This window comes from Pseudomonas sp. GWSMS-1 (assembly GCF_049847425.1).
In the GTDB taxonomy this organism is placed as follows: Bacteria; Pseudomonadota; Gammaproteobacteria; order Pseudomonadales; family Pseudomonadaceae; genus Aquipseudomonas.
In genome coordinates, this window is the sequence record NZ_JBMHHV010000005.1 from 460,628 (window position 1) to 484,625 (window position 23,998).

Annotated in this window: 20 protein-coding genes, 1 tRNA gene and 1 pseudogene; 15 read left to right on the plus strand and 7 right to left on the minus strand. The window is 58.2% G+C overall.

Annotated features, from left to right (window positions below; translation table 11 throughout):
• Nucleotides 1–14 precede the first annotated feature (14 nt).
• Nucleotides 15–749 carry a ComF family protein gene (locus tag ACEPAJ_RS05510; protein ID WP_425914005.1) on the minus strand — a complete coding sequence of 245 codons (735 nt, stop codon included), beginning with the start codon at nucleotides 747–749 and terminating at the stop codon, nucleotides 15–17.
• A gap of 80 nt (nucleotides 750–829) precedes the next feature.
• Between ACEPAJ_RS05510 and bioB the strand changes: the two genes are divergently transcribed.
• The 10 genes from bioB to ACEPAJ_RS05560 all read left to right on the plus strand — a co-directional run bounded on the left by bioB (nucleotide 830) and on the right by ACEPAJ_RS05560 (nucleotide 12,608).
• Complete coding sequence (bioB, locus tag ACEPAJ_RS05515) at nucleotides 830–1,885, plus strand: biotin synthase BioB (RefSeq protein WP_425914006.1); 1,056 nt, start codon at nucleotides 830–832, stop codon at nucleotides 1,883–1,885.
• A gap of 92 nt (nucleotides 1,886–1,977) precedes the next feature.
• Nucleotides 1,978–3,159 (plus strand): 8-amino-7-oxononanoate synthase, encoded by a 1,182-nt coding sequence (gene bioF / locus ACEPAJ_RS05520; protein ID WP_425914008.1) that lies wholly within the window; start codon nucleotides 1,978–1,980, stop codon nucleotides 3,157–3,159.
• Nucleotides 3,152–3,883, plus strand: coding sequence for an alpha/beta fold hydrolase (locus ACEPAJ_RS05525; protein WP_425914009.1), 732 nt, complete (start codon nucleotides 3,152–3,154; stop codon nucleotides 3,881–3,883). The genes bioF and ACEPAJ_RS05525 overlap by 8 nt, the downstream gene beginning before the upstream one ends.
• The gene (gene bioC, locus ACEPAJ_RS05530) at nucleotides 3,876–4,688 is read left to right on the plus strand and encodes a malonyl-ACP O-methyltransferase BioC (protein ID WP_425914011.1); all 813 of its coding nucleotides are present in this window, start codon (nucleotides 3,876–3,878) and stop codon (nucleotides 4,686–4,688) included. The genes ACEPAJ_RS05525 and bioC overlap by 8 nt, the downstream gene beginning before the upstream one ends.
• A complete protein-coding gene (gene bioD, locus ACEPAJ_RS05535) occupies nucleotides 4,689–5,378 on the plus strand; it encodes a dethiobiotin synthase (RefSeq protein ID WP_425914012.1) in 690 nt (229 codons plus the stop codon).
• A gap of 96 nt (nucleotides 5,379–5,474) precedes the next feature.
• Nucleotides 5,475–5,774 (plus strand): hypothetical protein, encoded by a 300-nt coding sequence (locus ACEPAJ_RS05540; protein WP_425914013.1) that lies wholly within the window; start codon nucleotides 5,475–5,477, stop codon nucleotides 5,772–5,774.
• A gap of 65 nt (nucleotides 5,775–5,839) precedes the next feature.
• Nucleotides 5,840–6,616 carry a putative metalloprotease CJM1_0395 family protein gene (locus ACEPAJ_RS05545; protein WP_425914015.1) on the plus strand — a complete coding sequence of 259 codons (777 nt, stop codon included), beginning with the start codon at nucleotides 5,840–5,842 and terminating at the stop codon, nucleotides 6,614–6,616.
• Nucleotides 6,617–6,782: 166 nt separating this feature from the next.
• On the plus strand, nucleotides 6,783–8,588 hold the full coding sequence (locus ACEPAJ_RS05550) for a phenylacyl-CoA dehydrogenase (RefSeq protein ID WP_425914016.1): 1,806 nt from the start codon (nucleotides 6,783–6,785) through the stop codon (nucleotides 8,586–8,588).
• Between the two features lie 273 nt (nucleotides 8,589–8,861).
• Entirely contained in the window at nucleotides 8,862–10,658 is a 1,797-nt protein-coding gene (locus tag ACEPAJ_RS05555) for an acyl-CoA dehydrogenase C-terminal domain-containing protein (RefSeq protein WP_425914017.1), read from the plus strand.
• 171 nt (nucleotides 10,659–10,829) lie between these two features.
• Nucleotides 10,830–12,608: an acyl-CoA dehydrogenase C-terminal domain-containing protein gene (locus ACEPAJ_RS05560; protein WP_425914019.1), complete on the plus strand. Its 1,779-nt coding sequence runs from the start codon at nucleotides 10,830–10,832 to the stop codon at nucleotides 12,606–12,608.
• 91 nt (nucleotides 12,609–12,699) lie between these two features.
• Here ACEPAJ_RS05560 and ACEPAJ_RS05565 read toward each other — a convergent pair whose 3' ends face one another.
• Nucleotides 12,700–13,356 (minus strand): endonuclease I family protein, encoded by a 657-nt coding sequence (locus ACEPAJ_RS05565; RefSeq protein WP_425914021.1) that lies wholly within the window; start codon nucleotides 13,354–13,356, stop codon nucleotides 12,700–12,702.
• 631 nt (nucleotides 13,357–13,987) lie between these two features.
• Between ACEPAJ_RS05565 and ACEPAJ_RS05570 the strand changes: the two genes are divergently transcribed.
• The 4 genes from ACEPAJ_RS05570 (at nucleotide 13,988) to ACEPAJ_RS05585 (ending at nucleotide 19,371) form a co-directional block, all read left to right on the plus strand.
• On the plus strand, nucleotides 13,988–14,584 hold the full coding sequence (locus ACEPAJ_RS05570; RefSeq protein ID WP_425914023.1) for a LemA family protein: 597 nt from the start codon (nucleotides 13,988–13,990) through the stop codon (nucleotides 14,582–14,584).
• Nucleotides 14,585–14,601: 17 nt separating this feature from the next.
• The gene (locus tag ACEPAJ_RS05575; RefSeq protein WP_425914025.1) at nucleotides 14,602–16,530 is read left to right on the plus strand and encodes a M48 family metallopeptidase; all 1,929 of its coding nucleotides are present in this window, start codon (nucleotides 14,602–14,604) and stop codon (nucleotides 16,528–16,530) included.
• Nucleotides 16,531–16,779: 249 nt separating this feature from the next.
• Nucleotides 16,780–17,880, plus strand: a complete 1,101-nt coding sequence (locus ACEPAJ_RS05580; protein WP_322949813.1) for a GGDEF domain-containing protein — start codon at nucleotides 16,780–16,782, stop codon at nucleotides 17,878–17,880.
• 129 nt (nucleotides 17,881–18,009) lie between these two features.
• On the plus strand, nucleotides 18,010–19,371 hold the full coding sequence (locus ACEPAJ_RS05585; protein WP_425914026.1) for a putative bifunctional diguanylate cyclase/phosphodiesterase: 1,362 nt from the start codon (nucleotides 18,010–18,012) through the stop codon (nucleotides 19,369–19,371).
• Nucleotides 19,372–19,847: 476 nt separating this feature from the next.
• Here the strand turns inward: ACEPAJ_RS05585 and ACEPAJ_RS05590 are convergent, their stop codons facing one another.
• The 5 genes and pseudogenes from ACEPAJ_RS05590 to ACEPAJ_RS05610 all read right to left on the minus strand — a co-directional run.
• Nucleotides 19,848–21,317, minus strand: coding sequence for a DUF2326 domain-containing protein (locus tag ACEPAJ_RS05590; RefSeq protein WP_425914027.1), 1,470 nt, complete (start codon nucleotides 21,315–21,317; stop codon nucleotides 19,848–19,850).
• 152 nt (nucleotides 21,318–21,469) lie between these two features.
• Nucleotides 21,470–21,691 carry an ABC-three component system middle component 7 gene (locus ACEPAJ_RS05595; protein ID WP_425914029.1) on the minus strand — a complete coding sequence of 74 codons (222 nt, stop codon included), beginning with the start codon at nucleotides 21,689–21,691 and terminating at the stop codon, nucleotides 21,470–21,472.
• Nucleotides 21,675–22,223, minus strand: a complete 549-nt coding sequence (locus ACEPAJ_RS05600; protein ID WP_425914031.1) for an ABC-three component system protein — start codon at nucleotides 22,221–22,223, stop codon at nucleotides 21,675–21,677. The genes ACEPAJ_RS05595 and ACEPAJ_RS05600 overlap by 17 nt, the downstream gene beginning before the upstream one ends.
• A 314-nt stretch (nucleotides 22,224–22,537) precedes the next feature.
• Nucleotides 22,538–23,308 (minus strand): NERD domain-containing protein, encoded by a 771-nt coding sequence (locus ACEPAJ_RS05605; protein WP_425914033.1) that lies wholly within the window; start codon nucleotides 23,306–23,308, stop codon nucleotides 22,538–22,540.
• A 137-nt stretch (nucleotides 23,309–23,445) separates the two neighbouring features.
• A pseudogene (locus ACEPAJ_RS05610) lies at nucleotides 23,446–23,619 on the minus strand (DUF4172 domain-containing protein); the annotation flags it as partial.
• 289 nt (nucleotides 23,620–23,908) lie between these two features.
• Between ACEPAJ_RS05610 and ACEPAJ_RS05615 the strand changes: the two are divergent.
• Nucleotides 23,909–23,985, plus strand: a tRNA-Ile gene (locus ACEPAJ_RS05615).
• Nucleotides 23,986–23,998 lie beyond the last annotated feature (13 nt).

A 23,998-nucleotide genomic window follows, 5' to 3' on the forward strand; every position in this document is an offset into this window, starting at 1 on the left:
ATGGCTGGCCGCGCTCAGTCGCCCGGTTTGGGAGTGCGCGCCAGGCAATACACATCCACCCGCGCCGCGCCGGCTTTCTTTAATAAGCGCGCCAGGCTTTCGGCGGTGGCGCCGGTGGTCAGTACGTCATCAACCAGCGCTACATGCAGGCCTTTGACCTGGCTATCCGCCGCCAAGGCAAAGGCCTTGCGCAGGTTGCGTTTGCGTGTGGCAGCGTCCAGTTGCTGCTGCGCCGGCGTGTCGACAGTCCGCAGTAGCCAGTGCGGCTGCAGGGGTATCTGCAGCGGGTGGCTGAGCCATTGAGCGAGCAACCCTGCTTGATTGAATCCGCGCTGGCGTTGGCGTTTATCCGCCAGCGGCACGGGCAGTAGTAGATCAGGTTTGCTCAGGCCATCATCAAAGGCATGGCGCAAATGATGTGACAAAAGCTCGCCGAGCAGACGTCCCAATGGCCACTTGGCCTGGTGCTTGAACCGAGTAATCAGGCTGTCGATGGGGAAGGCGTAGCGCCAAGGCACCTCAACTTTGCTAAAGCTCGGTGGCTTTTTCAGGCAGGCCCCGCACACCAATCCCTGGCTGGGTAATGGCAGGGCGCAGACCTGGCAATGTCCGCCGAGCCAGGGCAGTTCTGCCTCGCAGTTGGTGCAGATAGGCAGTGCGCCATCTGCAGCTTCATCACAGAGTAGGCAGGTTTGTTTGTTTTTTAACCAATTGTAAACCTGGCGGTTTGAGTGAGGTTGACAGCGCATAAGCCTTCCATAATTATGCCGAGCATCCGTGTCGCGCCTGTTGAATCTAGCAGTGCGCCGCCAACAATAAGGAATTACCGATGAGCGCCACCACCGCTGCCAACCTGCGTCACGACTGGACTCTCTCTGAGGTCAAGGCGCTCTTCGAGCAACCGTTCAACGACCTGCTGTTCGCCGCGCAAACCGTGCACCGCGCGCATTTCGACGCCAACCGCGTGCAGGTCTCGACGCTGCTGTCGATCAAAACCGGCGCCTGCCCAGAAGACTGCAAGTATTGTCCGCAGTCCGGCCACTACAACACCGGCCTGGAGAAGGAAAAACTGCTGGAAGTGCAGAAGGTGCTGGAGGCTGCCGCTGAGGCCAAGGCCATCGGCTCCACGCGCTTCTGCATGGGCGCGGCGTGGAAACACCCGTCGGCTAAAGACATGCCCTACGTGCTGAAGATGGTTGAAGGTGTGAAGGCTCTGGGCCTGGAAACCTGCATGACCCTGGGCAAACTGGATAAAGACCAGACCCAGGCGTTGGCCGAGGCGGGCCTCGACTACTACAACCACAACCTGGATACCTCGCCGGAGTTCTACGGCAACATCATCACCACCCGTACCTACGGCGAGCGCCTAGAAACTCTGGCCTATGTGCGTGATTCGGGGATGAAGATCTGCTCAGGTGGCATCCTCGGCATGGGCGAGTCGCTGGATGACCGCGCCGGGCTGCTGATTCAGTTGGCCAACCTGCCGGAGCATCCGGAGTCGGTTCCGATCAATATGCTGGTGAAGGTCAAAGGCACGCCACTGGCCGATGAGCAGGACGTTGACCCGTTCGACTTTATTCGCATGCTCGCCGTCGCGCGGATCATGATGCCGCAGTCGCACGTGCGCCTGTCGGCTGGGCGCGAGGCGATGAACGAGCAGATGCAAGCCCTGGCGTTCTTCGCTGGCGCCAACTCGATATTCTACGGCGAGAAACTGCTGACCACCGCCAACCCGCAGGCCAACAAGGACATGCAGTTGTTCGCCCGCCTCGGCATCAAGCCGGAAGAGCGCGAAGAGCATGCCGATGAAGTGCACCAGGCCGCTATCGAGCAAGCCCTGGTCGAGCAGCGCGACTCCATGCTGTTTTATAACGCTGCCGTCTGAAGTCGGAGGGCGGGTGAGCGTCGTTTCACCCGCCCTACCTAGTCCTTTGTAGGGTGGCTAACCCGCTTGCGGTTATCCACCGGGTCTTGCCTATGTCTTTCGATCTTGCCACTCGCCTTGCCGAGCGCCGCAGCGCCAACCTCTATCGCCAGCGCCCTCTGCTTGAGTCGCCGCAGGGCCCGTTGGTCACCGTTGATGGCCGTCAGTTGCTGGCCTTCTGTTCTAACGACTACCTCGGTCTGGCCAATCACCCGCAGGTGATTGAAGCCTGGCGGGCTGGCGCGGCGCGTTGGGGCGTTGGCGGTGGTGCGTCGCATCTGGTGATCGGCCACAGCACCCCGCATCACGAGCTGGAAGAGGCGCTTGCCGAATTCACCGGACGGCCGCGTGCGTTGCTGTTTTCGACCGGCTATATGGCCAACCTGGGCGCGGTCACGGCGTTGGTCGGGCAGGGCGACAGCGTGCTGGAAGATCGCCTTAATCACGCCTCGCTGCTGGATGCCGGGCTGCTCAGCAACGCGCGGTTTTCCCGCTATTTGCACAATGATGCGGTGAGCCTGGCCAATCGCCTGCGCAAAGCTACGGGCAATACCTTGGTGGTCACCGATGGTGTATTCAGCATGGATGGTGACTTGGCCGACCTGCCGGCGCTGTGCGCCGAAGCGCGTGGCGCCAATGCTTGGGTGATGGTTGATGACGCTCATGGTTTCGGCCCGCTGGGCGCAACCGGCGCGGGCATCGTCGAGCATTTCGGCCTCGGTATAGATGATGTCCAGGTGCTGGTCGGCACCCTTGGTAAGGCCTTTGGTACGGCCGGTGCCTTTGTCGCCGGCAGCGAGGAATTGATCGAAACCCTGGTGCAGTTCGCTCGGCCTTACATCTACACCACCAGCCAGCCGCCGGCGCTGGCCTGCGCCACGTTGAAAAGCCTGGAACTGCTGCGCAGCGAGCATTGGCGGCGCGAGCATTTGCAAGCGTTGATCAAGCGCTTCCGTGAGGGTGCGCAAGCCATCGGCCTTGAGCTGATGGACAGCGCCACACCGATCCAGCCGATCCTGATTGGCGACAGTGGCCGTGCCATGCAGCTGTCGCAGATGTTGCGTGAGCGTGGCCTGTTGGTCACCGCAATTCGTCCGCCCACCGTGCCGGCTGGCAGCGCCCGCCTGCGCGTGACCCTGTCCGCAGCCCATAGCCTGGAGCAGCTGGAGTTATTGCTGGAAGCCCTGGCCGAGTGCTGGCCGCTGTTGGCGGGCGAGGGTGCCTTGCATGCGTGATCAGCTGATTTTGTTACCGGGCTGGGGCTTGGGAACTGCGCCATTGCAGCCGCTGGTCGATGCCTTGCGCGGGCTTGATCCGCATCTGCATGTGGCGATTGAGCCGCTGCCGCCATTGGATTCCAGCGACCCTGCCGACTGGCTGGATGAGTTGGATGCCAGGCTGCCACAGGACGCTTGGCTGGGCGGCTGGTCCCTGGGTGGCATGCTTGCGGCTGAACTGGCGGCACGCCGTGGCGAGCGCTGTCGCGGCGTGCTGACGTTGGCCAGTAACCTGCGTTTTGTTGCCGAGCCGAGTTGGCCAAGCGCCATGCTTGGCGAAACCTTTGCTGGATTTCGTCAGGGCTGTGCTGCCAATACGGTGGCTACCGTGAAGCGCTTTGCCCTGCTTTGCGCCCAAGGGGCGGCGGATGCACGTGGCCTTTCGCGGCAGTTGCTCGCGGCTGCGCCGCTGTCTCAGCCGGCCACGCTGCTGGCTGGATTGGATGTGCTGGCTGCCTTGGACACGCGAGTTGCGCTGCAGACGTTTGTCGGCCCGCAGCTGCACCTGTTCGCTGGCGCTGATGCGCTGGTCCCCGCGGCCGTGGCCCAGGCTTTATTGGCGGAGCTGAAGCATGTTGAGATCGGTTTGATTGAGCACGCCAGCCACGCCTTCGTCCTTGAGCGTCCCGATGCAATCGCCGCAGCTATTCAGGGTTTTCTGCAGGGGGCCGATCATGACTGATCTAGCCGAAAATGCACGCGGCGGCCTGCCTGACAAACGTCAGGTAGCGGCCTCTTTTTCCCGGGCGGCGCAGAGCTACGACAGTGTGGCTGCTTTGCAGCGCAAGGTCGGCCAGCAGCTTCTGGCGCAGTTGCCCACCTCGATCAGGCCCGCACGCTGGCTTGATATGGGCTGCGGCACCGGCTATTTCAGTCGTGCCCTGGGCGAGCGTTTCCCGGCCAGTCAGGGCGTGGCGCTGGATATCGCCGAAGGCATGTTGCAGCACGCCCGGCCGTTGGGCGGCGCGCAGCAGTTTGTTGCCGGCGATGCTGAGCACCTGCCGCTGCAGGATCAGTCCTGCGACCTCGTGTTTTCCAGTCTGGCGTTGCAATGGTGTGCGGATTTTTCGGCGGTGCTCAGTGAAGCCGCGCGCGTATTGCGCCCCGGTGGTGTGCTGGCGTTTAGCAGCCTGTGCGTCGGCACCCTGCAGGAGTTGCGTGACAGCTGGCAGGCGGTGGACGGTTTTGTGCACGTCAATCGCTTCCGCCAGCTTGAGGATTATCAGCGCCTATGTGGCGACAGCGAGCTGGCGCTATTAAGCCTGCACACCACGCCTGAAACGCTGTATTACCCCGATGTGCGCAGCCTGACCCATGAGCTGAAAGCCCTCGGCGCGCACAATCTTAATCCTGGTCGGCCGGGTGGCCTGACGGGGCGGGCGCGCATGCTGGCGTTGCTCAAGGCCTATGAGCAGTTTCGCCAGCCGCAAGGCTTGCCAGCGACCTATCAGGTGCTCTACGGCGTGTTGCGTAAGGAGGTTAACTAGATGAATCAGGCATTTTTCGTCGCCGGGACCGATACCGAAATCGGTAAAACCACCGTCGCTGCCGCCCTGTTACATGCAGCGCGACTGGCGGGTTTGTCTACGGCCGCGGCCAAACCGGTTGCCTCGGGCTGTGTGTTGACGACCGATGGCCTGCGCAATGACGATGCCCTGGCGTTACTGGGTGAGTGCACCCTCAAGCTGCGCTACGAGGAGGTCAACCCGCTAGCGTTTGCGCCCGCCATTGCCCCCCACCTGGCTGCACGCGAGGCCGATGTATTGCTGGATGTAGCGGCGCTACAAGGGCCGGTGCAAGCCATTCTAGACAAGCGTGCGGACTTCACCGTGGTCGAAGGCGCGGGCGGTTGGCGCGTACCGCTAGCCGGACAGGCGACGTTGTCGGACGTGGCCATTGCCTTGCAGCTGCCGGTAATTCTGGTGGTCGGTGTGCGGCTGGGCTGTATCAATCACGCGCGGCTGACGGCCGAGGCGATTTTGCGTGACGGTTTGCCGCTGGCCGGCTGGGTAGCCAATATTGTCGACCCACTGACCTCGCGCCTTGAAGACAATTTAGCAACGCTGGCAGAGTGGTTGCCCGCGCCTTGTTTGGGCTATGTACCGCGCCTGGCGGAGGCTACGCCGGCTGCGGTTTCCAGTTATCTCAACCTCGATATTCTGCGTAACCCGCTATAAGCAGGCGAATTACCATAGCCTTTTGTCTGTACGTTTTTCGAGCAAATTCTGCTTAAATCAACTCCATTAGTGGTCGGCTAAAGCGGGAGCTTAAGCATGGAAATCTCAGGCAGCGCCTTCAACTCGGGCATCAGCACCATTCAATCCGGCCAGCGCCGGGTCGATCAGGCCGCAGCGAACATCGCCAGCAATGCGCTCACCCAGCCGCAGCAGCCGAATTCCACGCCGCCGGCCAATCAGGTCAATCCTGCGCCTAGCTCGGCCGAACAGACTCGTCCCGATTTGGCAGAAAGCCTGGTCGCCCTGCGCCAAGGACAGAATGAGGCGCAAGCGGGTGCCAAGGTGGTCAAAACGGCCGATGAGGTCTTAGGCACTCTTATTGATACCACGGCCTGAGTCTCCGCCCCGGACGCACTCAAGGCTGTTAAAGGGGCAGGCAACTCCGGGCGAGGAATCATTGCATGCAGATTGGCGGCGTATCGTCCTATCCTGCGGCTGTAGCCAATCCTCTGCCGGCTCGCCTCCTTGCGGCGAGCGTTTCCCCCGATGTTTCCCCTGACATTACCCGCGCCACTCAAGCCCCCGTCACTGCTCCTCAGGCGTTAGCCGATGAGCAATCGGCTTCTGCGCGCGAAGAAGCCGACACCCCCGCCGACACCTCTACCAACGCCGATACCTCTACGCGCACTCAAGGCGAGCCAAGCCCCGAGCAGCAGCAACGTGAGCAGCTCGAAATTGCTGAACTGGTCAGCCGTGATCTGGAGGTGCGCAGCCATGAGCAAGCTCATGCGGCGGTTGGCGGACAATATGCGGGGTCACCCACCTATACCTACACGCGTGGCCCGGATGGCAAACGCTATGCAGTGGGCGGCGAAGTGGGTATCGATACCGGCCCCGTGGCGAATGACCCCGAAGCCACACTGAGCAAAATGGACGTGGTGATCCGCGCCGCTTTGGCGCCCGCCGAACCCTCGGCGCAAGACCGTCAGGTGGCGGCGCAAGCCTTGGGGCAGAAGGCCGAGGCTCGCGTTCAGCTGGCGCAACTGCAGCGCAGTGAAGTGCAGGCCGACACGGATGCGCGCGCTGAGCTGCGGCAAGAGGATGAAGGCAAGCCCGTCGATGAGAGCCAGTCCGCTGCGCCTACCCAGCAGAACCGGCCGCCGCCACCTAGTCTTGATCTGTACGCGCAGCTGAGTGGTTTGCAGGAGCCAACCCCGCTTGTCGACCTGATGACTTAAGCGGCGCTTGGGGCGCTTGACATTAAATAGGCATAAACGTATGTTTCAAACGCTTGTTTGATTAGCCTGTTTGCCAACACGGCAGTCGGGCACCGGGATTGCTCCCGAAAACGACCGAATATCCGGTCACCTACACATTAAGAATCCACCGCAGAGGTCAACCGCTATGCCTGATTACAAGGCCCCCTTGCGTGATATCCGTTTCGTACGCGACGAACTGCTCGGCTACGAAGCGCATTATCAGAGCCTGCCTGGCTGCCAGGACGCTACTCCAGACATGGTCGACGCCATCCTTGAGGAAGGCGCCAAGTTCTGTGAGCAAGTACTGTCTCCGCTGAACCGTGTAGGTGACACCGAAGGTTGCACCTGGTCCCCAGAAGGCGTGAAAACTCCGACCGGCTTCAAAGAAGCCTACCAGCAGTATGTTGAAGGCGGCTGGCCGAGCCTGGCGCACGACGCCGACCATGGCGGTCAAGGTCTGCCGGAGTCGCTGGGTCTGGTGCTGAGCGAAATGGTCGGTACCGCTAACTGGTCGTGGGGCATGTACCCAGGCCTGTCGCACGGTTGCATGAACACCATCGCCGAGCACGGCACCGATGATCAGAAGCACACCTACCTGACCAAGCTGGTGTCCGGTGAGTGGACTGGCACCATGTGCCTGACCGAGCCACATTGCGGTACCGACCTTGGCATGCTGCGCACCAAGGCCGAGCCTCAAGCTGACGGCACCTACAAGATCTCCGGCACCAAGATTTTCATCTCCGCTGGTGAACACGACATGGCCGATAACATCGTCCACATCGTACTGGCGCGTCTGCCCGACGCACCACAAGGCACCAAAGGCATTTCCCTGTTTATCGTGCCGAAGTTCACGGTCAGCACTGAAGGCAATGTCGGTGAGCGCAACACCGTTACCTGCGGCTCGATCGAGCACAAGATGGGCATCCACGGTAACGCCACCTGCGTAATGAACTTTGATGGCGCCACCGGTTACCTGATCGGTCCAGCCAACAAAGGCCTGAACTGCATGTTCACCTTTATGAACACTGCACGTCTGGGTACCGCTCTGCAGGGCCTGGCCCATGCTGAGCTGGGTTTCCAGGGCGGCCTTAAGTACGCTCGTGAGCGTCTGCAGATGCGTTCCCTGACTGGCCCGAAAGCGCCGGACAAGGCCGCCGACCCGATCATCGTCCACCCGGACGTGCGTCGTATGTTGCTGACCATGAAAGCCTTCGCCGAAGGCAACCGCGCGATGGTGTACTTCACCGCCAAGCAGGTTGATATCGTCAAATACAGCAAAGACGAAGCCGAGAAGAAAGCTGCAGACGAACTGCTGGCCTTCCTCACGCCGATCGCCAAAGCGTTTATGACCGAAGTGGGCTTCGAAGCCGCCAACCACGGCATGCAGATCTATGGTGGTCACGGCTTTATCGCTGAGTGGGGCATGGAGCAGAACGTTCGCGACTGCCGCATCTCCATGATGTACGAAGGCACCACCGGCATTCAGGCACTGGATCTGCTGGGTCGCAAGATCCTTATGACCCAGGGTGGCGCGCTGAAGAACTTCACCAAGATCGTGCACAAGTTCTGCCAGACCAATGAAGCCAACGAAGCCATCAAAGGCCTCGTCGAGCCGCTGGCTAAGCTGAACAAAGAGTGGGGCGACATCACCATGAAAGTGGGCATGGCCGCCATGAAGGACCGTGAAGAAGTCGGTGCCGCTTCGGTGGACTACCTGATGTACTCCGGCTATGCCTGTCTGGCTTACTTCTGGGCTGACATGGCGCGTCTGGCGGCCGAGAAGATTGCTGCCGGTGCTGAAGACGAGGCGTTCTACAAAGCCAAGCTGCAGACCGCAAACTTCTACTTCGCGCGTATTCTGCCGCGTACCCGTACGCACGTAGAAGCGATGCTGTCTGGCGCCAACAACCTGATGGACATGGCCGAAGAAGACTTCGCGCTGGGCTACTAAGCCTCAGTCCGTTTCCGGTCAAAAAAACCGCTGCCCTTGGGTGGCGGTTTTTTTATGGCCGCTCATTCGCGGCCATCCGGTGACGGTTAAGTGGCGTTTCGGACAAGGTTATGGTGGTAAAGAAAGCACGCGCTAGCCTGTGAGCACGGCAGTGCGCGCCTAAGGCAGCTAGCTAATGGCTGTGTATTCAGCATTCGCAAGGTGATTGTTGTGGTCAGGCGTGAGGCTTAGCGTAGTGAGCTGACCCACGTTCTAGATCATGGAGTAGCCGGCATGCCCGAATACAAAGCCCCCCAGCGCGATATGCAGTTTCTGATCAATGAGGTCTTCGACTTTCAAGCAGGCTACGCCGCGATGGGTGCCAGCGATGCCACCCCGGACATGGTCAGTGCCATCCTGGCCGAAGGTGCGAAATTCTGCGAGCAGGTGCTGGCGCCGCTGAATCGCTCTGGCGATGAAGAAGAATGCCAGATCAATGACGGTGTAGTGACCACGCCCAAGGGCTTCAAGGAGGCCTTTGCTCAATACGTCGAAGGCGGCTGGAATGGCCTGTCCGCTGACCCGGTTTACGGCGGCCAAGGCTTACCGTCCTCACTGGGGTTAATCGTCAGCGAGATGGTCGGCTCCAGTAACTTGTCCTGGGGCATGTACCCCGGCCTGACCCATGGCGCGATGTCGGCGATCCATGCCCACGGCAGCGAAGCACAGAAGCAGACCTACCTCAGCAAGCTCACCGCAGGCAACTGGACCGGCACCATGTGCCTCACCGAAGCCCACTGCGGCACCGATCTGGGCCTGATCAAGACCCGCGCCGTGCCCCGGGCCGACGGCAGCTATGCGGTCACCGGCAGCAAGATCTTTATCTCCGCTGGCGAGCACGACATGAGCGAGAACATCGTTCACTTGGTGCTGGCAAAACTGCCCGATGCGCCAGCCGGCACGCGTGGCATTTCGCTGTTTATCGTGCCCAAGTTTTTGCCGGATGCGCAGGGCGAAGCGGGCGCGCGCAATGGCGTCAGTTGTGGCTCGATTGAGCACAAAATGGGCATCAAGGCGTCAGCCACCTGCGTGATGAACTTCGACGGCGCCACCGGTTATCTGATCGGCGAGGCCAACAAGGGCCTCAACTGCATGTTCACCATGATGAATCACGCGCGCCTGGGTACCGGTATGCAAGGGCTGTGTCTGGGTGAAACCAGCTTCCAGGGGGCAATCAAGTACGCCAGTGAGCGGTTGCAGATGCGCGCACTCACCGGGCCTAAGGCGCCAGACAAAGCCGCCGATCCGATCATCGTGCACCCTGATGTGCGGCGCATGTTGCTGACCATGAAGGCGCTGAACGAAGGTAATCGTGCGCTGGCCTATTTCACTGCGCAGCTAATCGACCAGGCGCACAGCGGCGCCAGCGCCGAGCAACGTGAGGAGGCGGAAAACCTCTTGGCGTTCCTCACCCCAATCTGCAAAGCCTTTATGACCGAGACCGGCCTGGAGGTGACCAATCACGGTATGCAGGTGTTCGGCGGCCATGGTTTTATCCGCGAATGGGGCATGGAGCAGCTGGTGCGCGACTGCCGCATTGCCCTGATCTACGAAGGTACCAACGGTATCCAGGCCCTCGACCTGCTCGGGCGCAAGGTGCTCGGCAGCCAGGGTAAATTGCTGCGCGGGTTTACCAAGATCGTGCATAAGTTCTGCGAGGCCCAGGCCGAGCATCCGCAGCTCAAGGGCTATGTCACGCAACTGGCGACACTCAACCAGCAATGGGGCGCGCTGACCCAGAAGATCGGTATGGCCGCGATGAAGAACCCGGACGAAGTCGGTGCGGCGTCGATGGATTACCTGATGTACTCCGGCTACGTCATCCTGGGGTATTTCTGGCTGCGCATGGCGGAGGTAGCCGAGCAGCAGTTGGCGGCAGGCACGAGCGAGGCGGCGTTCTACCAGGCCAAGCTGGCCACTTGCGAGTTCTACTTCAAGCGCCTGTTGCCGCGTACGGCCATGCACCTAGCCGGTGTCGAGGCGGGCAGCGAATGCCTGATGCGCTTGCCGGCCGAGCACTTCGCGCTCTGACAGGCGGTACGTGTTGCTAAAAGCCCGCCGTTTGGCGGGTTTTTGCTATGTGTGGCCGGCTAAATACGGGGTGACTATTTGGTCATTACGTGACGCTATGTGTCTAAAAAGTTGTTCGGTTAGACTCCCTGCACATCTTTATACCTGCTGGTTCGTCCGAGGATTTGCCCCATGGCTGACTACAAAGCCCCCCTGCGTGATATGCGCTTCGTACTCAATGAAGTGTTTGAAGTTTCCAAGCTGTGGGCCCAATTGCCGGCCCTGGCGGAAGTGGTGGATGAAGACACCGCCGCAGCCATTCTCGAAGAGGCAGGTAAGGTCACGTCCGGTACTATCGCCCCACTCAATCGCAGTGGCGACGAAGAAGGTTGCTCCTGGGCAGACGGCGCGGTGAAAACCCCGGCTGGCTTCCCCGAGGCCTACCAGACCTACGCCGATGGCGGCTGGGTCGGCGTGGGTGGCGATCCGCTCTTTGGCGGCATGGGCATGCCCAAGGCGATCTCGGCCCAGGTCGAGGAAATGGTCAACTCGGCCAACCTCTCTTTCGGCCTGTACCCAATGCTGACGGCCGGTGCCTGCCTGTCGATCAACGCTCACGCCAGCGAAGAGCTGAAAGAAAAGTACCTGCCAAACATGTATTCCGGCCAGTGGGCAGGCTCCATGTGCCTGACCGAGCCGCATGCCGGCACCGATCTGGGCATCATCCGCACCAAGGCTGAACCTCAGGCTGACGGCAGCTTCAAGATTTCCGGTACCAAGATATTTATCACCGGCGGTGAGCACGACCTGACCGAGAACATCATCCACCTGGTACTGGCCAAGCTGCCGGACGCACCGGCTGGGCCGAAAGGCATCTCGCTGTTCCTGGTACCGAAGGTCATGGTCAACGCCGACGGTTCCCTGGGTGAGAAGAACTCGCTGTCCTGCGGTTCCATCGAGCACAAGATGGGCATCAAGGCCTCGGCCACCTGCGTGATGAACTTCGACGGAGCCACCGGCTGGATCGTCGATGCGCCGAACAAGGGCCTCGCCGCGATGTTCACCATGATGAACTACGAGCGCCTGGGCGTTGGCATCCAGGGTCTGTCTCTGGGCGAGCGCAGCTACCAGAACGCCGTGGAATACGCCCGCGACCGTATTCAGAGCCGTGCGCCGACTGGCCCGGTAGCCAAGGACAAAGCCGCCGACCCGATCATCGTGCACCCGGACGTACGTCGCATGCTGCTGACCATGAAAGCGCTGAACGAAGGCGGCCGTGCCTTCTCCAGCTACGTGGCCATGCAGCTGGACACCGCCAAGTTCAGCGAAGACGCCGCCACCCGCAAACGCGCGGAAGAGCTGGTGGCTTTGCTGACCCCGGTAGCCAAGGCCTTCCTCACCGATATGGCGCTGGAAACCACCACCCACGGCCAGCAGATCTTCGGCGGCCACGGTTATATCCGTGAGTGGGGCCAGGAGCAGCTGATCCGCGACTGCCGCATCACCCAGATCTACGAAGGCACCAACGGCATTCAGGCGCTCGATCTGGTCGGCCGTAAAGTGGTTGGCAGCGGCGGTGCGTTCTACAAGCACTTCGCCGAAGAGATCAAAGCCTTCACCGATTCCGCCGACAGCAGCCTGGCCGAGTTTATCGAGCCGCTGAAAGACGCCATCGCCAACCTGGAACTGATGACCGCCGATCTGCTGGAACGCGCCAAGGCCAACCCGAACGAAGTCGGCGCCGCCTCGGTCGAGTACCTGCAGGTGTTCGGTTATACCGCCTACGCCTACATGTGGGCCCTGATGGCACGCACCGCGCTGGCCAAGCAGGATCAGGACGAGTTCTACGTCAGCAAGCTGGGTACCGCGCGTTTCTACTTCGCTCGCCTGCTGCCGCGTATTTACTCGCTGACGGCGTCGGTTAAAGCCGGTAGCGAGTCGTTGTATCTACTGGATGCTGCGCAGTTCTAAGCGTTTTGGCATAACAAAAAAACCGGCCAGTGCGCCGGTTTTTTTGTGCCTGGGTGTAGCGCTTAATCGCTGCGCGCCGAGAGGCTGCGGATCAGTTGTTGATCTGCTGCTCGACCAGTTCGGGGTTGTCGATAAAGCGATTGCGTGTGCCCTGCAGGTCGGCAATCTTGTCGTTGCGTGCTATTTCGTCGGCGTCCGGTGGGTCCATCTGGTGCCACTGCTTGTACACCTGCACTTGGCCGACGATGGGCAGGCCGTACTCGACGTGCATATAGAAGATCGCCCGTGCGACGTTGCCCTTGGCGTCGTCACGTGGTTCTACCAGTTGGAAGCTGGTTTTCATGTCGCAGCCGATGTCATCGAATTTGCTTGGCACGCTGTCGTCCAGATCGCCGAACTGCGCGTTACGCCGCACCAGCTCGACGCGGGTCAGGGCCGGGTAGAGGTTGTGCAGGTCAGACGCCATATAGACGTAGCGCGGATTCATGATCGCGCACTGGCGGTTGGTGACACAGCGCAGGGCACTTTTCAGCTGCTTGCTGCTGTAAACCGGGCTGGCTTTGAACTGACCGCTTTCCCCGCTAAAGGCTTTGCCGCAATACAGCGAGGTACCGCCCTGGGCATAAAGCGGGTTCCAGAACAGTTGTACGGCGGCTTTGGGATCGGAAAGTTGGTTTTGCCCATTGGCGAATGCAAGCGGGCTGATACTGGCTGCCAGGCAGCCGATGACAAGAAGCAGTGAGCGCATAAGTGGCCCCAGTGACCGCCGTTGACGGGCTCTGTTGTTGTTTTGGTAAGACGCCTCGAGTCTAACAAGACCTGCGTCACAAAATAAAGCCGAGCAGGTGCTTGGTTGTGGCGATGTAAGCCATTGCTTACACCCTGTGCTGCGGATCGCCACTATGCCTGGCATCGGCCGATGGCTAATCTGTGCTCATGGACGTCGCGCAGGAAGCGCATTGAAAAAAACGGATACGTGGGATAGCTGCCAGGACGGCAAGCAGATCAAGGATGACAGCAAACAGTCTGCAAAAGCCCCGCAATCGCGGGGTTTTCTTTTTTGGCACTCGCCCAACCGTTACGTCTTCTCCTTTGCCCGATTGCTCCAGTCTGCTTGTGGTTCAGCTGCTTTGACCTTGCGCCTGCAGAGTGGCAAACCAGCTCAGCGTCTCCTCCCGCCGCGCTTGTGCGGCCTGGCATCTGCAGGCCTCGAAGAAGTCGCGCGGATAGTAGCGCCCACTCACCGCGATGGCGTGACATAAGTGGAGTTGTGGGGCGACGCAGTCCTGACCCACGTGCGGGGTGCGCGGGTGAGCATTTCCCCACGCGCTTTTCCGCTACCATCGGTCATTCCCCTGTATGCGATAAGGATTTCCCCCATGTCCATCTCCACGCTGATTTTCCTGGCCGTTATCGCCGCGCTGATTTTTTTCGTGATTGGTATCTACAACCAATTAGTGAAGCTGCGTAACCGCTTTCAGAATGCCTTTGCGCAGATCGAGGTGCAGCTCAAGCGCCGCTATGACTTGATCCCTAACCTAGTAGAAACCGCCAAGGGCTATATGGCCCATGAGCGGGAAACCCTGGAAGCGGTGATTGCCGCGCGCAATAACGCGGTAACCGGGCTCAAGGCCGCCGCAGCGCAGCCGGGCAATGCTCAGGGCATGGCACAACTGAGCGGCGCAGAAGGTCTGCTGAATAGTGCGCTGGGCCGCCTTAATGTGACGCTTGAGGCCTACCCGGACCTCAAGGCGTCGGCGAATATGCAGCAGCTCAGTGAAGAGTTGAGCAGCACCGAGAACAAGGTGGCCTTCGCTCGCCAGGCCTTCAACGACGCGGTGATGGCCTACAACAGCTATAAACAGTCATTCCCGCCGGTGTTACTGGCCGCCAGTTTCGGTCACGCGCAAGACGCCAGCCTGCTGGAGTTCGCCGACAGCGCCGCGATTCAAGACGCGCCAAAGGTGTCGTTCTGAACTAAGGGCGCACTGGGATGAATTTCTTCGAGCAGCAGGATCGCGCCCGGCGTCACAGCGGGCGTTTATTGATGTTGATGGTGCTGGCGGTTCTGAGCCTGATTACCCTGACCAGCCTGGCGCTGGGGGCAATCTGGCAGCTATTTGGCAATCATCAGAGCTCCCAGGGCCTGTTTGATGGCCCGGGTAGCCTACTGCCCAGTTGGCCATTGGTAGGCGGCGTAGCGCTGGCGGTTGTCGGTGTGGTGTTGCTGGGCAGCCTGTACAAGCAGCTGCAACTGAGCCGTGGCGGGCAGGCGATTGCCGAGCGTCTCGGTGGGCGCTTGATCAACCTGTCGCCACAGAACCTCGAAGAGCGCCGGCTACTCAATGTGGTCGAGGAAATGGCCCTGGCCTCGGGCACCGCGGTGCCGCCGGTGTATGTGCTCGATGATGCCGGGATCAACGCCTTTGCCGCCGGCCTGACGCAGCAGGATGCGGTGATTGGGATAACCCGAGGGGCGATCTGCCAGCTCAGCCGCGATGAATTACAGGGCGTAATTGCCCATGAATTCAGCCATATCTTCCACGGCGATATGCGCCTCAATACCCGCCTGGTGTCGGTGCTGCACGGCATTCTGCTGCTGGGGCTGATCGGTGGTTTTCTGCTGCGCAGCAGCGGTCGCGGTCGCGGTCGTCGCTCCAGTCGCGATAATTCGGTGGCGGTGGTGCTCGCCATCGGTGTCACGCTGTGGGTGTTGGGCTATGCCGGGACTTTTTTCGGCAACTTGATCAAAGCGGCGGTGAGCCGCCAGCACGAATTTCTCGCCGATGCTTCGGCGGTGCAGTACACCCGCAATCCGGAGAGCATCGCCGGGGCGTTGAAGAAAATCGGCGGCAACCTCTACGGCTCGCAACTGCAAGCCGGGCATGCTGCCGAGTTCAGCCATATGTACTTTGCCGCCGGCATCAGCCAGGCGTTGGAGGGCATGCTGGCCACTCATCCACCACTGGATCAGCGCATTCGCCGGATTACTCCCGGCTGGGATGGCCGTTACCCGCAGGTGCCTGCGCTCAGCGCTGCAGTGCCTGCCGCAGAGGGCAGTGATTCACCCGCCCGTGGGTCTGGTGCGAGTGCCTTTGTGCCGGGTTTAAGCTCAGCCTCGGCGAGTGAGGCAATTGGCGCCATTGGTGATCCGCAGGCGCCGCACCTTGTCGTTGCGCGTCGCTCACTGGCACAGCTGGATGAGGCCTTGAGTACGGCTGCGCACAGCTGCAATGGCGCAGAGGCGCTGCTCTACGGTCTATTGCTCGACTCGGCTGAGGCGCAATCGGCGCAGCAGTTGGCCCTGCTGCAGCCGCGTATCAGCGTCGAAGTGGCGACGCAGCTTGAATGCGTGCGCGCGCCGCTGCGTCAGTTACCCGCGGGTATGCGTTTACCCCTGTTGGACTTGGCCATGCCGGCGCTCAAGCAATTGGCTGTCGATCAGTTCGCCGCACTGAAAGCCAACCTGGCGCTGCTGATTCGCGCCGATGGCCGGGTTGCTCTACTGGAGTGGACCTTGCTGCGCATTGTCGAGCGCAATGTCGAAGGCGTTCGCGCACAAGCCAGCCGCTACGCGCTGCCGGAATTGGCCGCTGAAGTGCGCGTGGTGTTGTCACTGCTGGCCCGTGCGGGTGGCGTGGACGAGGCGGCCGCGCAACGCGCCTTCAACCAGGCGGGCAGCGAACTGCCGTTCAGTGTTGGCCAACTGCTAGCGGCCGATGCCAGTGGTTTGTCTGCGCTAGAACGTGCACTGCGGCGTTTAAGCCTGCTGCGGCCGTTGCAGAAACCGCAGTTGCTCAAGGCCATGGCGCGCTGCATCGAACATGACGGCCAGATCAATGCCGCTGAGGCCGAGTTGCTGCGCGCTGTGGCCGATATTCTTGATTGCCCGATGCCGCCCCTGCTCGCAGCGCGTGCCTGAGCGGCTGGCCTTGATGCTTCTTTGAGGTGTCTGCAGGAGCCGGTTTAACGCGAGGGTAAACGCTCGCACTGGCTATGTAGGTGGACGCCGAATGATAGGGGTAGGGCCATTGCCGCGCTGCATGCCTGATGCATCAGTGCCTGGTGTAGGGCGTGAGCGCGCTGATTGTTGTGCCTCGGCGAGCGAGCGCTGTTGCCAGCCTGGCTAATCGGTTAGGTTTTCAGGCAAAGTGCAGGTTACCAAGCATCTATGAAGTGGCAAGTTATGCCCTTTAAGTCGAGCGCCAACATGGACGGTGATAACAACGTTGCAGTCGACGACCTGCAGTATCTCGGCCGTCGTTCGCTAATTCGGATGATCTATGCCTGCACCGGGCTGACCCTCGGGGTGTTCTGCGCGTTGCAGTTTATGGCCGGCAATTACCTGTTTGCGAGCATTGAGCTGATCTTCTGCGTGGCGCTGTTGTGGGGTGTATGGGGCATTGTCAGGGCACGCAACCTGTTGCCTTGGATCTACCTCTACCTGCTGCCGACCTTCAGTTTTATGCTGTACATCATCGTTATTCCCAATGCCTCCAAGACCGCATTTGTCTGGGTCTACATCATTCCCGTCATGTCCTACCTGCTGCTCGGGCGTAAGCGCGGCAGTATGCTGGCGCTGCCCTTTGTGCTCGCCGCCTGCCTGCTCTACCTCAATACCTATCCCGTGCGTCTAGATGCTGAGGGGTTGATCGACCTGGGTAATGCGCTGTTGTGTGGTGTGTTGCTCATGGTTTTTGTGCACCTCTACGAAGCCCGCCGTGCCTTTGCTTATAAACAGTTGCAGCTCATGGCGCGTACTGACGCCCTGACGGGCGTGGCTAATCGGGGCAGTTTTCAGCAGAGCCTGGAGCAGAGCGTACGAGAGGCTCAGCGCAGCCAGGCCAAGTTGGTGCTGGTGATCCTGGATGTTGACCACTTCAAACGGGTCAACGATCAATACGGTCACGCTGCCGGCGACCAGGCCCTGCAGCATATCTGCAACAGCCTCAGCCAGCGCCTACGCAACACCGACACCCTAGGCCGCCTGGGCGGTGAGGAATTTGGCTTATTGCTGCGCAATACCGGACACAGTGCGGCCGAACCCTTAGTGGAAATGCTGCGCGAACAAATCGCCAGTAAGCCGCTGACTTACGGCGACAAGCAGATCGTGCTGACAGTGACCTTTGGCATGGCCGAATGGCCCAGCGACGGCCAAACTGCCGAGCAGCTTTACCACTGTGCCGACCAGCGCCTGTATCGCGGTAAGGCACAGGGCCGTAACCAGTTGGTCGGCCGCGCAATGCCTAGCGTTCGCCTCAGCGAGTTCTAAGCTGGGCCTGCAATCGTGCAGGGCGCCCACAGCGGCGACTACACTCACTCGGTAACCCCCAGCGCCGCGCTGAAAACTCAGTGCGCCAAGGCGCGGTTCACGAATCAATAGGTCAATCAGGGATTCTTCATGACCATTCTTTCGTCCTTTGCCAAACAGGTCGCCAAACTCTGGTATTCGCCTGATCTGCTCTTGATCGGTCAGCGCCGTGAGCGGCGTATGCGCATGCTCGCCAGTCTGGTGCTGGTGCTTGTCGGTAGTTTATGGGGCGTCTTTTTCACCCTGCAGGGGGGCTGGGGCATCGTCTTGATGGACCTGCTGCTGATCCTTTGTGGGCTGGGTGTATTTATCCTGACCCTGCGCAATCAAGTGCGCCTGGCCAACCTGCTGCTGTTTGGCGTGATTATCCTGGTGATTGTCGGCATGACCCTGCTGCTGGACCCCAACACCACAGCGGCGCCACGGGCCACGCATCTTTACCTGCTGCCCATTGCGGTAGCCGCGCTGATGGCGTTCCGGGATGAGCCGATGTGGTTGCGCTACGGCGTTGCGTTGCTGTGTCTCGGGCTATTCACCGCGCTGGCCTCATCACCCTGGGCCCCATCAAGCGCCTACAACCTACCGGATGAGGTGCGCGTGACCGGCTCTTGGGTGCAGAGCATCGTGGCCATGCTGATGTTGTTTGTGCTGCTACATATTCTGCAGAGCGATGCCGTCGAGCGCTCAATACTTGACCGCGATTTGCACGTGGCGCTGTGTGAGCAGCAATTCGTGCTGCATTACCAGCCTCAGCTCAACCGTACGGGCCAGGTCATCGGTGCCGAAGTGTTGATCCGCTGGCAGCACCCGCAGCGTGGGCTCGTAGCCCCGGCCGAGTTTATTGGTCATGCCGAGCAAACCGGGATGATTATCCCGATTGGCCAGTGGGTGCTTGAGCAAGCCGTCAGGCAACTGCGCTGCTGGAAGAACGAGCCGCTATTCGCAGGCATCGGCCTCGCGGTCAATATCAGCCAAAAGCAGTTCCGTCAGCCCAGCTTTGTGGCGGACACCCTCATGCTGCTCGACGAGCACGGCATTGATGCGCGGCGTCTCGACCTGGAGTTAACCGAGACCCTGATCGTGCAAGACCTCGAAGACCTGCAGCACAAAATGAGCGCCCTGGCCGAACGTGGCGTGCGCTTCTCGCTGGACGACTTCGGCACCGGGTTTTCCTCCCTCAGCCACCTCAAACGCCTGCCCCTCGACACCCTGAAAATAGACCGCTCATTTATCTGCGACGTACTCACCGACAGCAGCAGCGAAGCCATCGTGCGTACGGTTATCGGCTTGGGGCAAAGCCTGGGCATGACGGTGATCGCCGAAGGCGTAGAGAACGAAGAACAGCAGCAGTTCTTACTCAGCAACGGCTGCACGCAGTTCCAAGGCTACCTGTTCAGCAAACCGCTGCCGCTGCAGGCGTTCCAAGCCTATGTAGCGCAGCAGAACAGCTGAGCTGGAACCCAACTCGCGTTTATGGGCAAAAAGGCAAAAGCCGCGCAATGCGCGGCTTTTTGTTTGCTGGTTACACACGGAATTGAACCGTGTGCTAAAGGATAATGAGTTGCCTGGAAACGCTGTAAACCCAGTGAAATCGTGCGTAGCTAAGTGCAGGTACAGTGAGCTGAAAGTATTGTGGTTACTGGGCGATAGCGTATTTAGGCGTAATTAGCAAAAACTCACGTGTGTATCTGTGCTGTACCTTTTTTGCGTATAAATGCGGGAAAGGTACAGCGGGGATTGAGGTGTGGGTGCGGCCATAGATTGGTCGTTGCTTATACTTAGTGGGATCAACCGGACGAAGGAAGAAAATAAATCTGTCCACTTTTTATCTGGTGAGCAGCTTCGGCAGTTTCGCCTCAATCGCGGGTTGAATAATTTAGTATGGACGTGATGATATCGGTGCGACACGACGTTGAAAGGTGCCGACCCTACGTCGTTTTTGCTTTATCTCTCCAGTCTTGTATGTAGAGCAACTGATTGCGGTGCAATTGCAGAACTTTGTGGGCCTGCAGAGTTTCTTGAGCTTTTTTGCTGAACTTCTTAGCTTCATCAAAAGCGAGGAATATCTGTTTTTGCTTAACCGAACCTAGGATTCGAATAATGTTTTCGGTCGCTGCGACTTCAATATTTTTGTAAATCATGGAGTCATGAATTACAAAGGGGAGGCGAGTAAGCGAGAGTATCGCTAGATCGAAGCCTACAAGGCCCGCGTATGACTTGCCTGTTCCAGTATCTAGAGGGGAGGTAAAGTTGTAGGCGTTTGCACTCTTTATGCGAAGCTGTGACGGGTTTCGCTCCGGCCCATACACTACTTTATTGAAGTGTCTCAACTTGTGATTAATTGAGTTTTCGATGTCTATAAATATTTGGTCATAAATAGCATCAAGGCGTGTTTTGGAGGCTGCTTCGCCCTCTTCAATGGAGAGTTTTTGGTCATGGAAACGGTTCTCATCTCTGGCCTTGTCGGTCGCCTCTTTGATTTCAAAGACCTTGGAGAATAAGTCTGTAGGTGTTCCTTTTGCATTGAGTGCTAGTTTTATTTTATGGTCGAGTGAAGCTATATTTGCGGTAAGCTCGATATCTCTAGTGGTTAGGTTTTCAAGTTCGGTTTTTAATTCTCTGCTTACATATTTTCCAATTTTCTCGTGGAGTTTTTCTACTTCTTGCAACCGTTCGAGATTCGCAGATGGGAAAAATTCAGCTACGAGTGCAATGTTTGCTGTGAGTCGAGGAGAAACCCCGGAAATGTCTCGTTGAAGTTTTTCCCTTCTCGTAGAAACTAGGTTCTTCTGTTGGATTAACTCGTTTTTGCCTTGTTGAATCTCGCGCAACTTATCGTCAAATAGAGCTTCGTATGCTGAGATTGCACCCGCAAAATTATCCTTGAGGTCACTAATAGCTTGCGAGTTACTCGTGATCAACTGCTGGTTAGTTTTGTACTGTGTCTTCGTAATCCGTGGAATGATTTCCGCAGTCATTGATTTTCTAATTATATCTTTCTTTTCCTTCAATGACTGCAAAACTGCACGCTCGGTAGATACATCATTGGTGCGTTCAAATAGGTCAAGAAGTCTGGAAATTGCGACGCTAAGCTTTTCCTTAGGGGCACCCGCCAGTGGAGAGTCAGGATCGTATTCGCCCTTATTCCAAATCCTGGAAAAAGGGCTTACTAAAGAGCGAAATTTACTATCGAGTGAGCTTAATTCATATAGGTTCTTTAGAGATTCCTTGTATGCCTCCAAGGGTATCTCGTCGAACTTAATGTGGTTGGGGCTGCATATTTCGACGACATCAGGGTGCTCTGTCGATCTATTTATATAAAGCGGCTTGCCGGAAAATTCAAACGTGATGTTGTATGTGTGATTTCCAAGTGTCTTGATTACACCTGCATTGTCCATCAGTAGACTCCGTCCCCCCATGGCGAAGTCGATCACTAGGAGTGCCGAAGATTTACCAATAGAGTTTTTTCGCCTCATCATCACCAAGCACAACGTTCAGGCCAGCTTGGAAGTCTATTTTTTCTTGATTGAATAGACTGCATTTAATTTGTTTAAGCATATTCAATCACTCCTGTGTCTTCCTGGATGTCTAGGTAACCTAGGAAAAATAAAACGTCCATTGCTGCGAGGAATTCAGACGCGTCCAGAAAATGTTCTTTGGTCTTCTCTAGGGCATGTGCCACTGTTTCACCAGATTGCTTTTTTGCCAAAATTACATGCATCTTGAATATAGTGGACTCTTCAAGCTTTGTGAATTTACTTGGTACTAGCATCGAATACCTCGCAGTTTTGCACAAAAAATGAAGTAATGATTTTTGATGCCTCTATTGATTTCCCGCTCTTGGTGCTTATCCATTGTGCGATGTAGTTGAAGATAGCATCCTTGCTCGCTGGGTACTGGCTGTGCATATCCCAGAAATATGTGTTCACTTGATTTAGTAGAATTTTTACAGCCGCTTGGTCTCGGTGCTCTAGTAGCCGTAATTCGTCCCGGATAGTGAAAAAATAATCGACTACATCATTTCGGATGTTTCTTCTGAGTAAGGGGCTGGCACCGGTTTTTAGCTTGTCATTCAGTGTTGATGCATTGAGCTTTAGATCAAAGCTGTTGATGTTTTCATCATCAAGGTTACAAATGGTCTCAATGAGTTCTTTGATTTCTTCTCGAAGGCTGTGTTCTGAGATTGATTTACGTGCTTTGGCATCTCGGATATATCCGTCTTTTATACTTCGCAATCTATCATATTCTTCAATCTTGAAGTCTTTGTCGTATTTTCTATGGCAGGTTGGGCACAAGCAGATCACATTGGCGAGTCCGTTGATATCTACTGGGGGCTATGATTTACGAGTGCTAGTATCTGAGCGGGAGTTGGGTTCAAGGGGTAAATATGGGCTACCTCGTATCCTTTCTTCGGGCTCTTGGAACCTGGTTTTGTATAAATTATTTCGCAAGTGCAAAGCGGACAGATTCCCCCCGTCTCGGCATAAAGCATACTGTGCTCTTCGGGATGATAAGTTGTCCTTGCATTGGCCATATTCAACCTTTCAAATCTAGAAGAAAAAGGAGGCAGATTTATTCTCTACCTTGGGAGTCCTTGACCGTTTCATTTCTCCGCCGCTCAAATATTCTGCATCGTTCGGCACTTAGGGAAAGTCGAGCATCCCCAAAACTGCTGCCCCGCTTTCGCCCCTGATTTAACGGTACGGATCAGCAGTGCGCTGCCGCATTTCGGGCATTGCCGCTCGGCTGTCGGATCACTGCGGCGCTTGAGGTTTTGCACGTGCTCGCGCTGGGTGGCGAGCGTCGGCGCGCGGCGGCCGGTTTGCAGGGCGTGCAGCATGGCGTCGATTTCAGCTGCGCTAAACACCGCCTGCTGGAATGACTGGATATAGCGGATAAAGCCGATGCCCTGGGTCACGTTGGCCGGCACTTCGGTTTTGAAGGTGCTGCCGCCAACGAAGGTGATCACCGAGTGCAGGTGCTCGGGGTTCACGCCAAGGGTGGCTTCCAGGGCTTTGAGGTGCTTGTAGTTCTGCCGCAGGGGGTTCTGGAATTTGAAGGTGTGTTTGTAGAGCTTCTGCGTCCACTGCGCCTGCTTCTCGCTGCCGAAGATCCAGCCGCTCATGTTCTTCGTTTCCAGCACGAAGATGCCGTAAGGCGAGAGGAATACGTGGTCAATCTGCGTGGTGCCGTCTGGCGTGTTCAGGGTGACATTGTGCAGACGGCGGTAGGTCTGTTTATCCAGCTGCCAATGGGCGAACAGCCTTACTAGGAGTTCGCCAATATAGCCCTTGGCCCAAGGCGACTTGAGCAGGCCGATCAATAGTACGCCTGGGATAAACCAGGCCAGCATGCCCCAGACTTGGGCGATGACGGGTGTGAAGTCCATTTCTTCGCGTTCTAAAATCCTGAGTTAACCGGATAGTACCGAAATTTGGCGTAATGGCACGATAGTATTGCAGCCGTAGTCGCGGGCCTGCGCCGTTGTGACGTTTAGGCGGGAGCATTGCCTGCGCTATTTACCGGTTAGCGACTACTGCGCTCACCTCTCGGCAGGCGGCGATGCAGCCCTTTCGCCACAAGGTCGCTTAGGTGGCGAGTAGCCGTTGCTTTAGAGGCCTTGGCTGCTGCCTGGTATTGAGCGGCGCTGATGCCGGTCTCAACGCCACGCTCACTGCCATCGAGTAGGCGGCTGAGCACTCGGTTCGGCTTGCCGGCTGAAGTGCGAGCAGTTGGGCTGCAGCCAGAGCCAGGGGCATTCACGGGTTTGCTAATCGGTGAGCCGATTAGCGAGGCTATTCGGCTCACGGTCTAATCGCGTTCATTTGGCTGGTTGTGCCCTGAGGCTTGTCGTTGCCGAAGGCCGCAGGCATCTCTATTTTTGTTATTAGCCGCCATCCAAACTGACGCCTTCGTACAAAACTGCCTCACTCCAGGCCATTCGGTTGGCGCTACCGCGAAGGCACCGGTATAATCCGCCCGCCTCTGAGGGCCCATAGCTCAGTTGGTTAGAGCAGAGGACTCATAATCCTTTGGTCCACGGTTCGAGTCCGTGTGGGCCCACCACCTTTAAAGCCGC

Coding starts and splice junctions, on each gene's coding strand:
- ACEPAJ_RS05510 (WP_425914005.1), bottom strand. CDS start 749: ATGCGCTGTCAACCTCACTCAAACCGCCAGGTTTACAATTGGTTAAAA.
- bioB (WP_425914006.1), top strand. CDS start 830: ATGAGCGCCACCACCGCTGCCAACCTGCGTCACGACTGGACTCTCTCT.
- bioF (WP_425914008.1), top strand. CDS start 1,978: ATGTCTTTCGATCTTGCCACTCGCCTTGCCGAGCGCCGCAGCGCCAAC.
- ACEPAJ_RS05525 (WP_425914009.1), top strand. CDS start 3,152: ATGCGTGATCAGCTGATTTTGTTACCGGGCTGGGGCTTGGGAACTGCG.
- bioC (WP_425914011.1), top strand. CDS start 3,876: ATGACTGATCTAGCCGAAAATGCACGCGGCGGCCTGCCTGACAAACGT.
- bioD (WP_425914012.1), top strand. CDS start 4,689: ATGAATCAGGCATTTTTCGTCGCCGGGACCGATACCGAAATCGGTAAA.
- ACEPAJ_RS05540 (WP_425914013.1), top strand. CDS start 5,475: ATGGAAATCTCAGGCAGCGCCTTCAACTCGGGCATCAGCACCATTCAA.
- ACEPAJ_RS05545 (WP_425914015.1), top strand. CDS start 5,840: ATGCAGATTGGCGGCGTATCGTCCTATCCTGCGGCTGTAGCCAATCCT.
- ACEPAJ_RS05550 (WP_425914016.1), top strand. CDS start 6,783: ATGCCTGATTACAAGGCCCCCTTGCGTGATATCCGTTTCGTACGCGAC.
- ACEPAJ_RS05555 (WP_425914017.1), top strand. CDS start 8,862: ATGCCCGAATACAAAGCCCCCCAGCGCGATATGCAGTTTCTGATCAAT.
- ACEPAJ_RS05560 (WP_425914019.1), top strand. CDS start 10,830: ATGGCTGACTACAAAGCCCCCCTGCGTGATATGCGCTTCGTACTCAAT.
- ACEPAJ_RS05565 (WP_425914021.1), bottom strand. CDS start 13,356: ATGCGCTCACTGCTTCTTGTCATCGGCTGCCTGGCAGCCAGTATCAGC.
- ACEPAJ_RS05570 (WP_425914023.1), top strand. CDS start 13,988: ATGTCCATCTCCACGCTGATTTTCCTGGCCGTTATCGCCGCGCTGATT.
- ACEPAJ_RS05575 (WP_425914025.1), top strand. CDS start 14,602: ATGAATTTCTTCGAGCAGCAGGATCGCGCCCGGCGTCACAGCGGGCGT.
- ACEPAJ_RS05580 (WP_322949813.1), top strand. CDS start 16,780: ATGAAGTGGCAAGTTATGCCCTTTAAGTCGAGCGCCAACATGGACGGT.
- ACEPAJ_RS05585 (WP_425914026.1), top strand. CDS start 18,010: ATGACCATTCTTTCGTCCTTTGCCAAACAGGTCGCCAAACTCTGGTAT.
- ACEPAJ_RS05590 (WP_425914027.1), bottom strand. CDS start 21,317: ATGGACAATGCAGGTGTAATCAAGACACTTGGAAATCACACATACAAC.
- ACEPAJ_RS05595 (WP_425914029.1), bottom strand. CDS start 21,691: ATGCTAGTACCAAGTAAATTCACAAAGCTTGAAGAGTCCACTATATTC.
- ACEPAJ_RS05605 (WP_425914033.1), bottom strand. CDS start 23,308: ATGGACTTCACACCCGTCATCGCCCAAGTCTGGGGCATGCTGGCCTGG.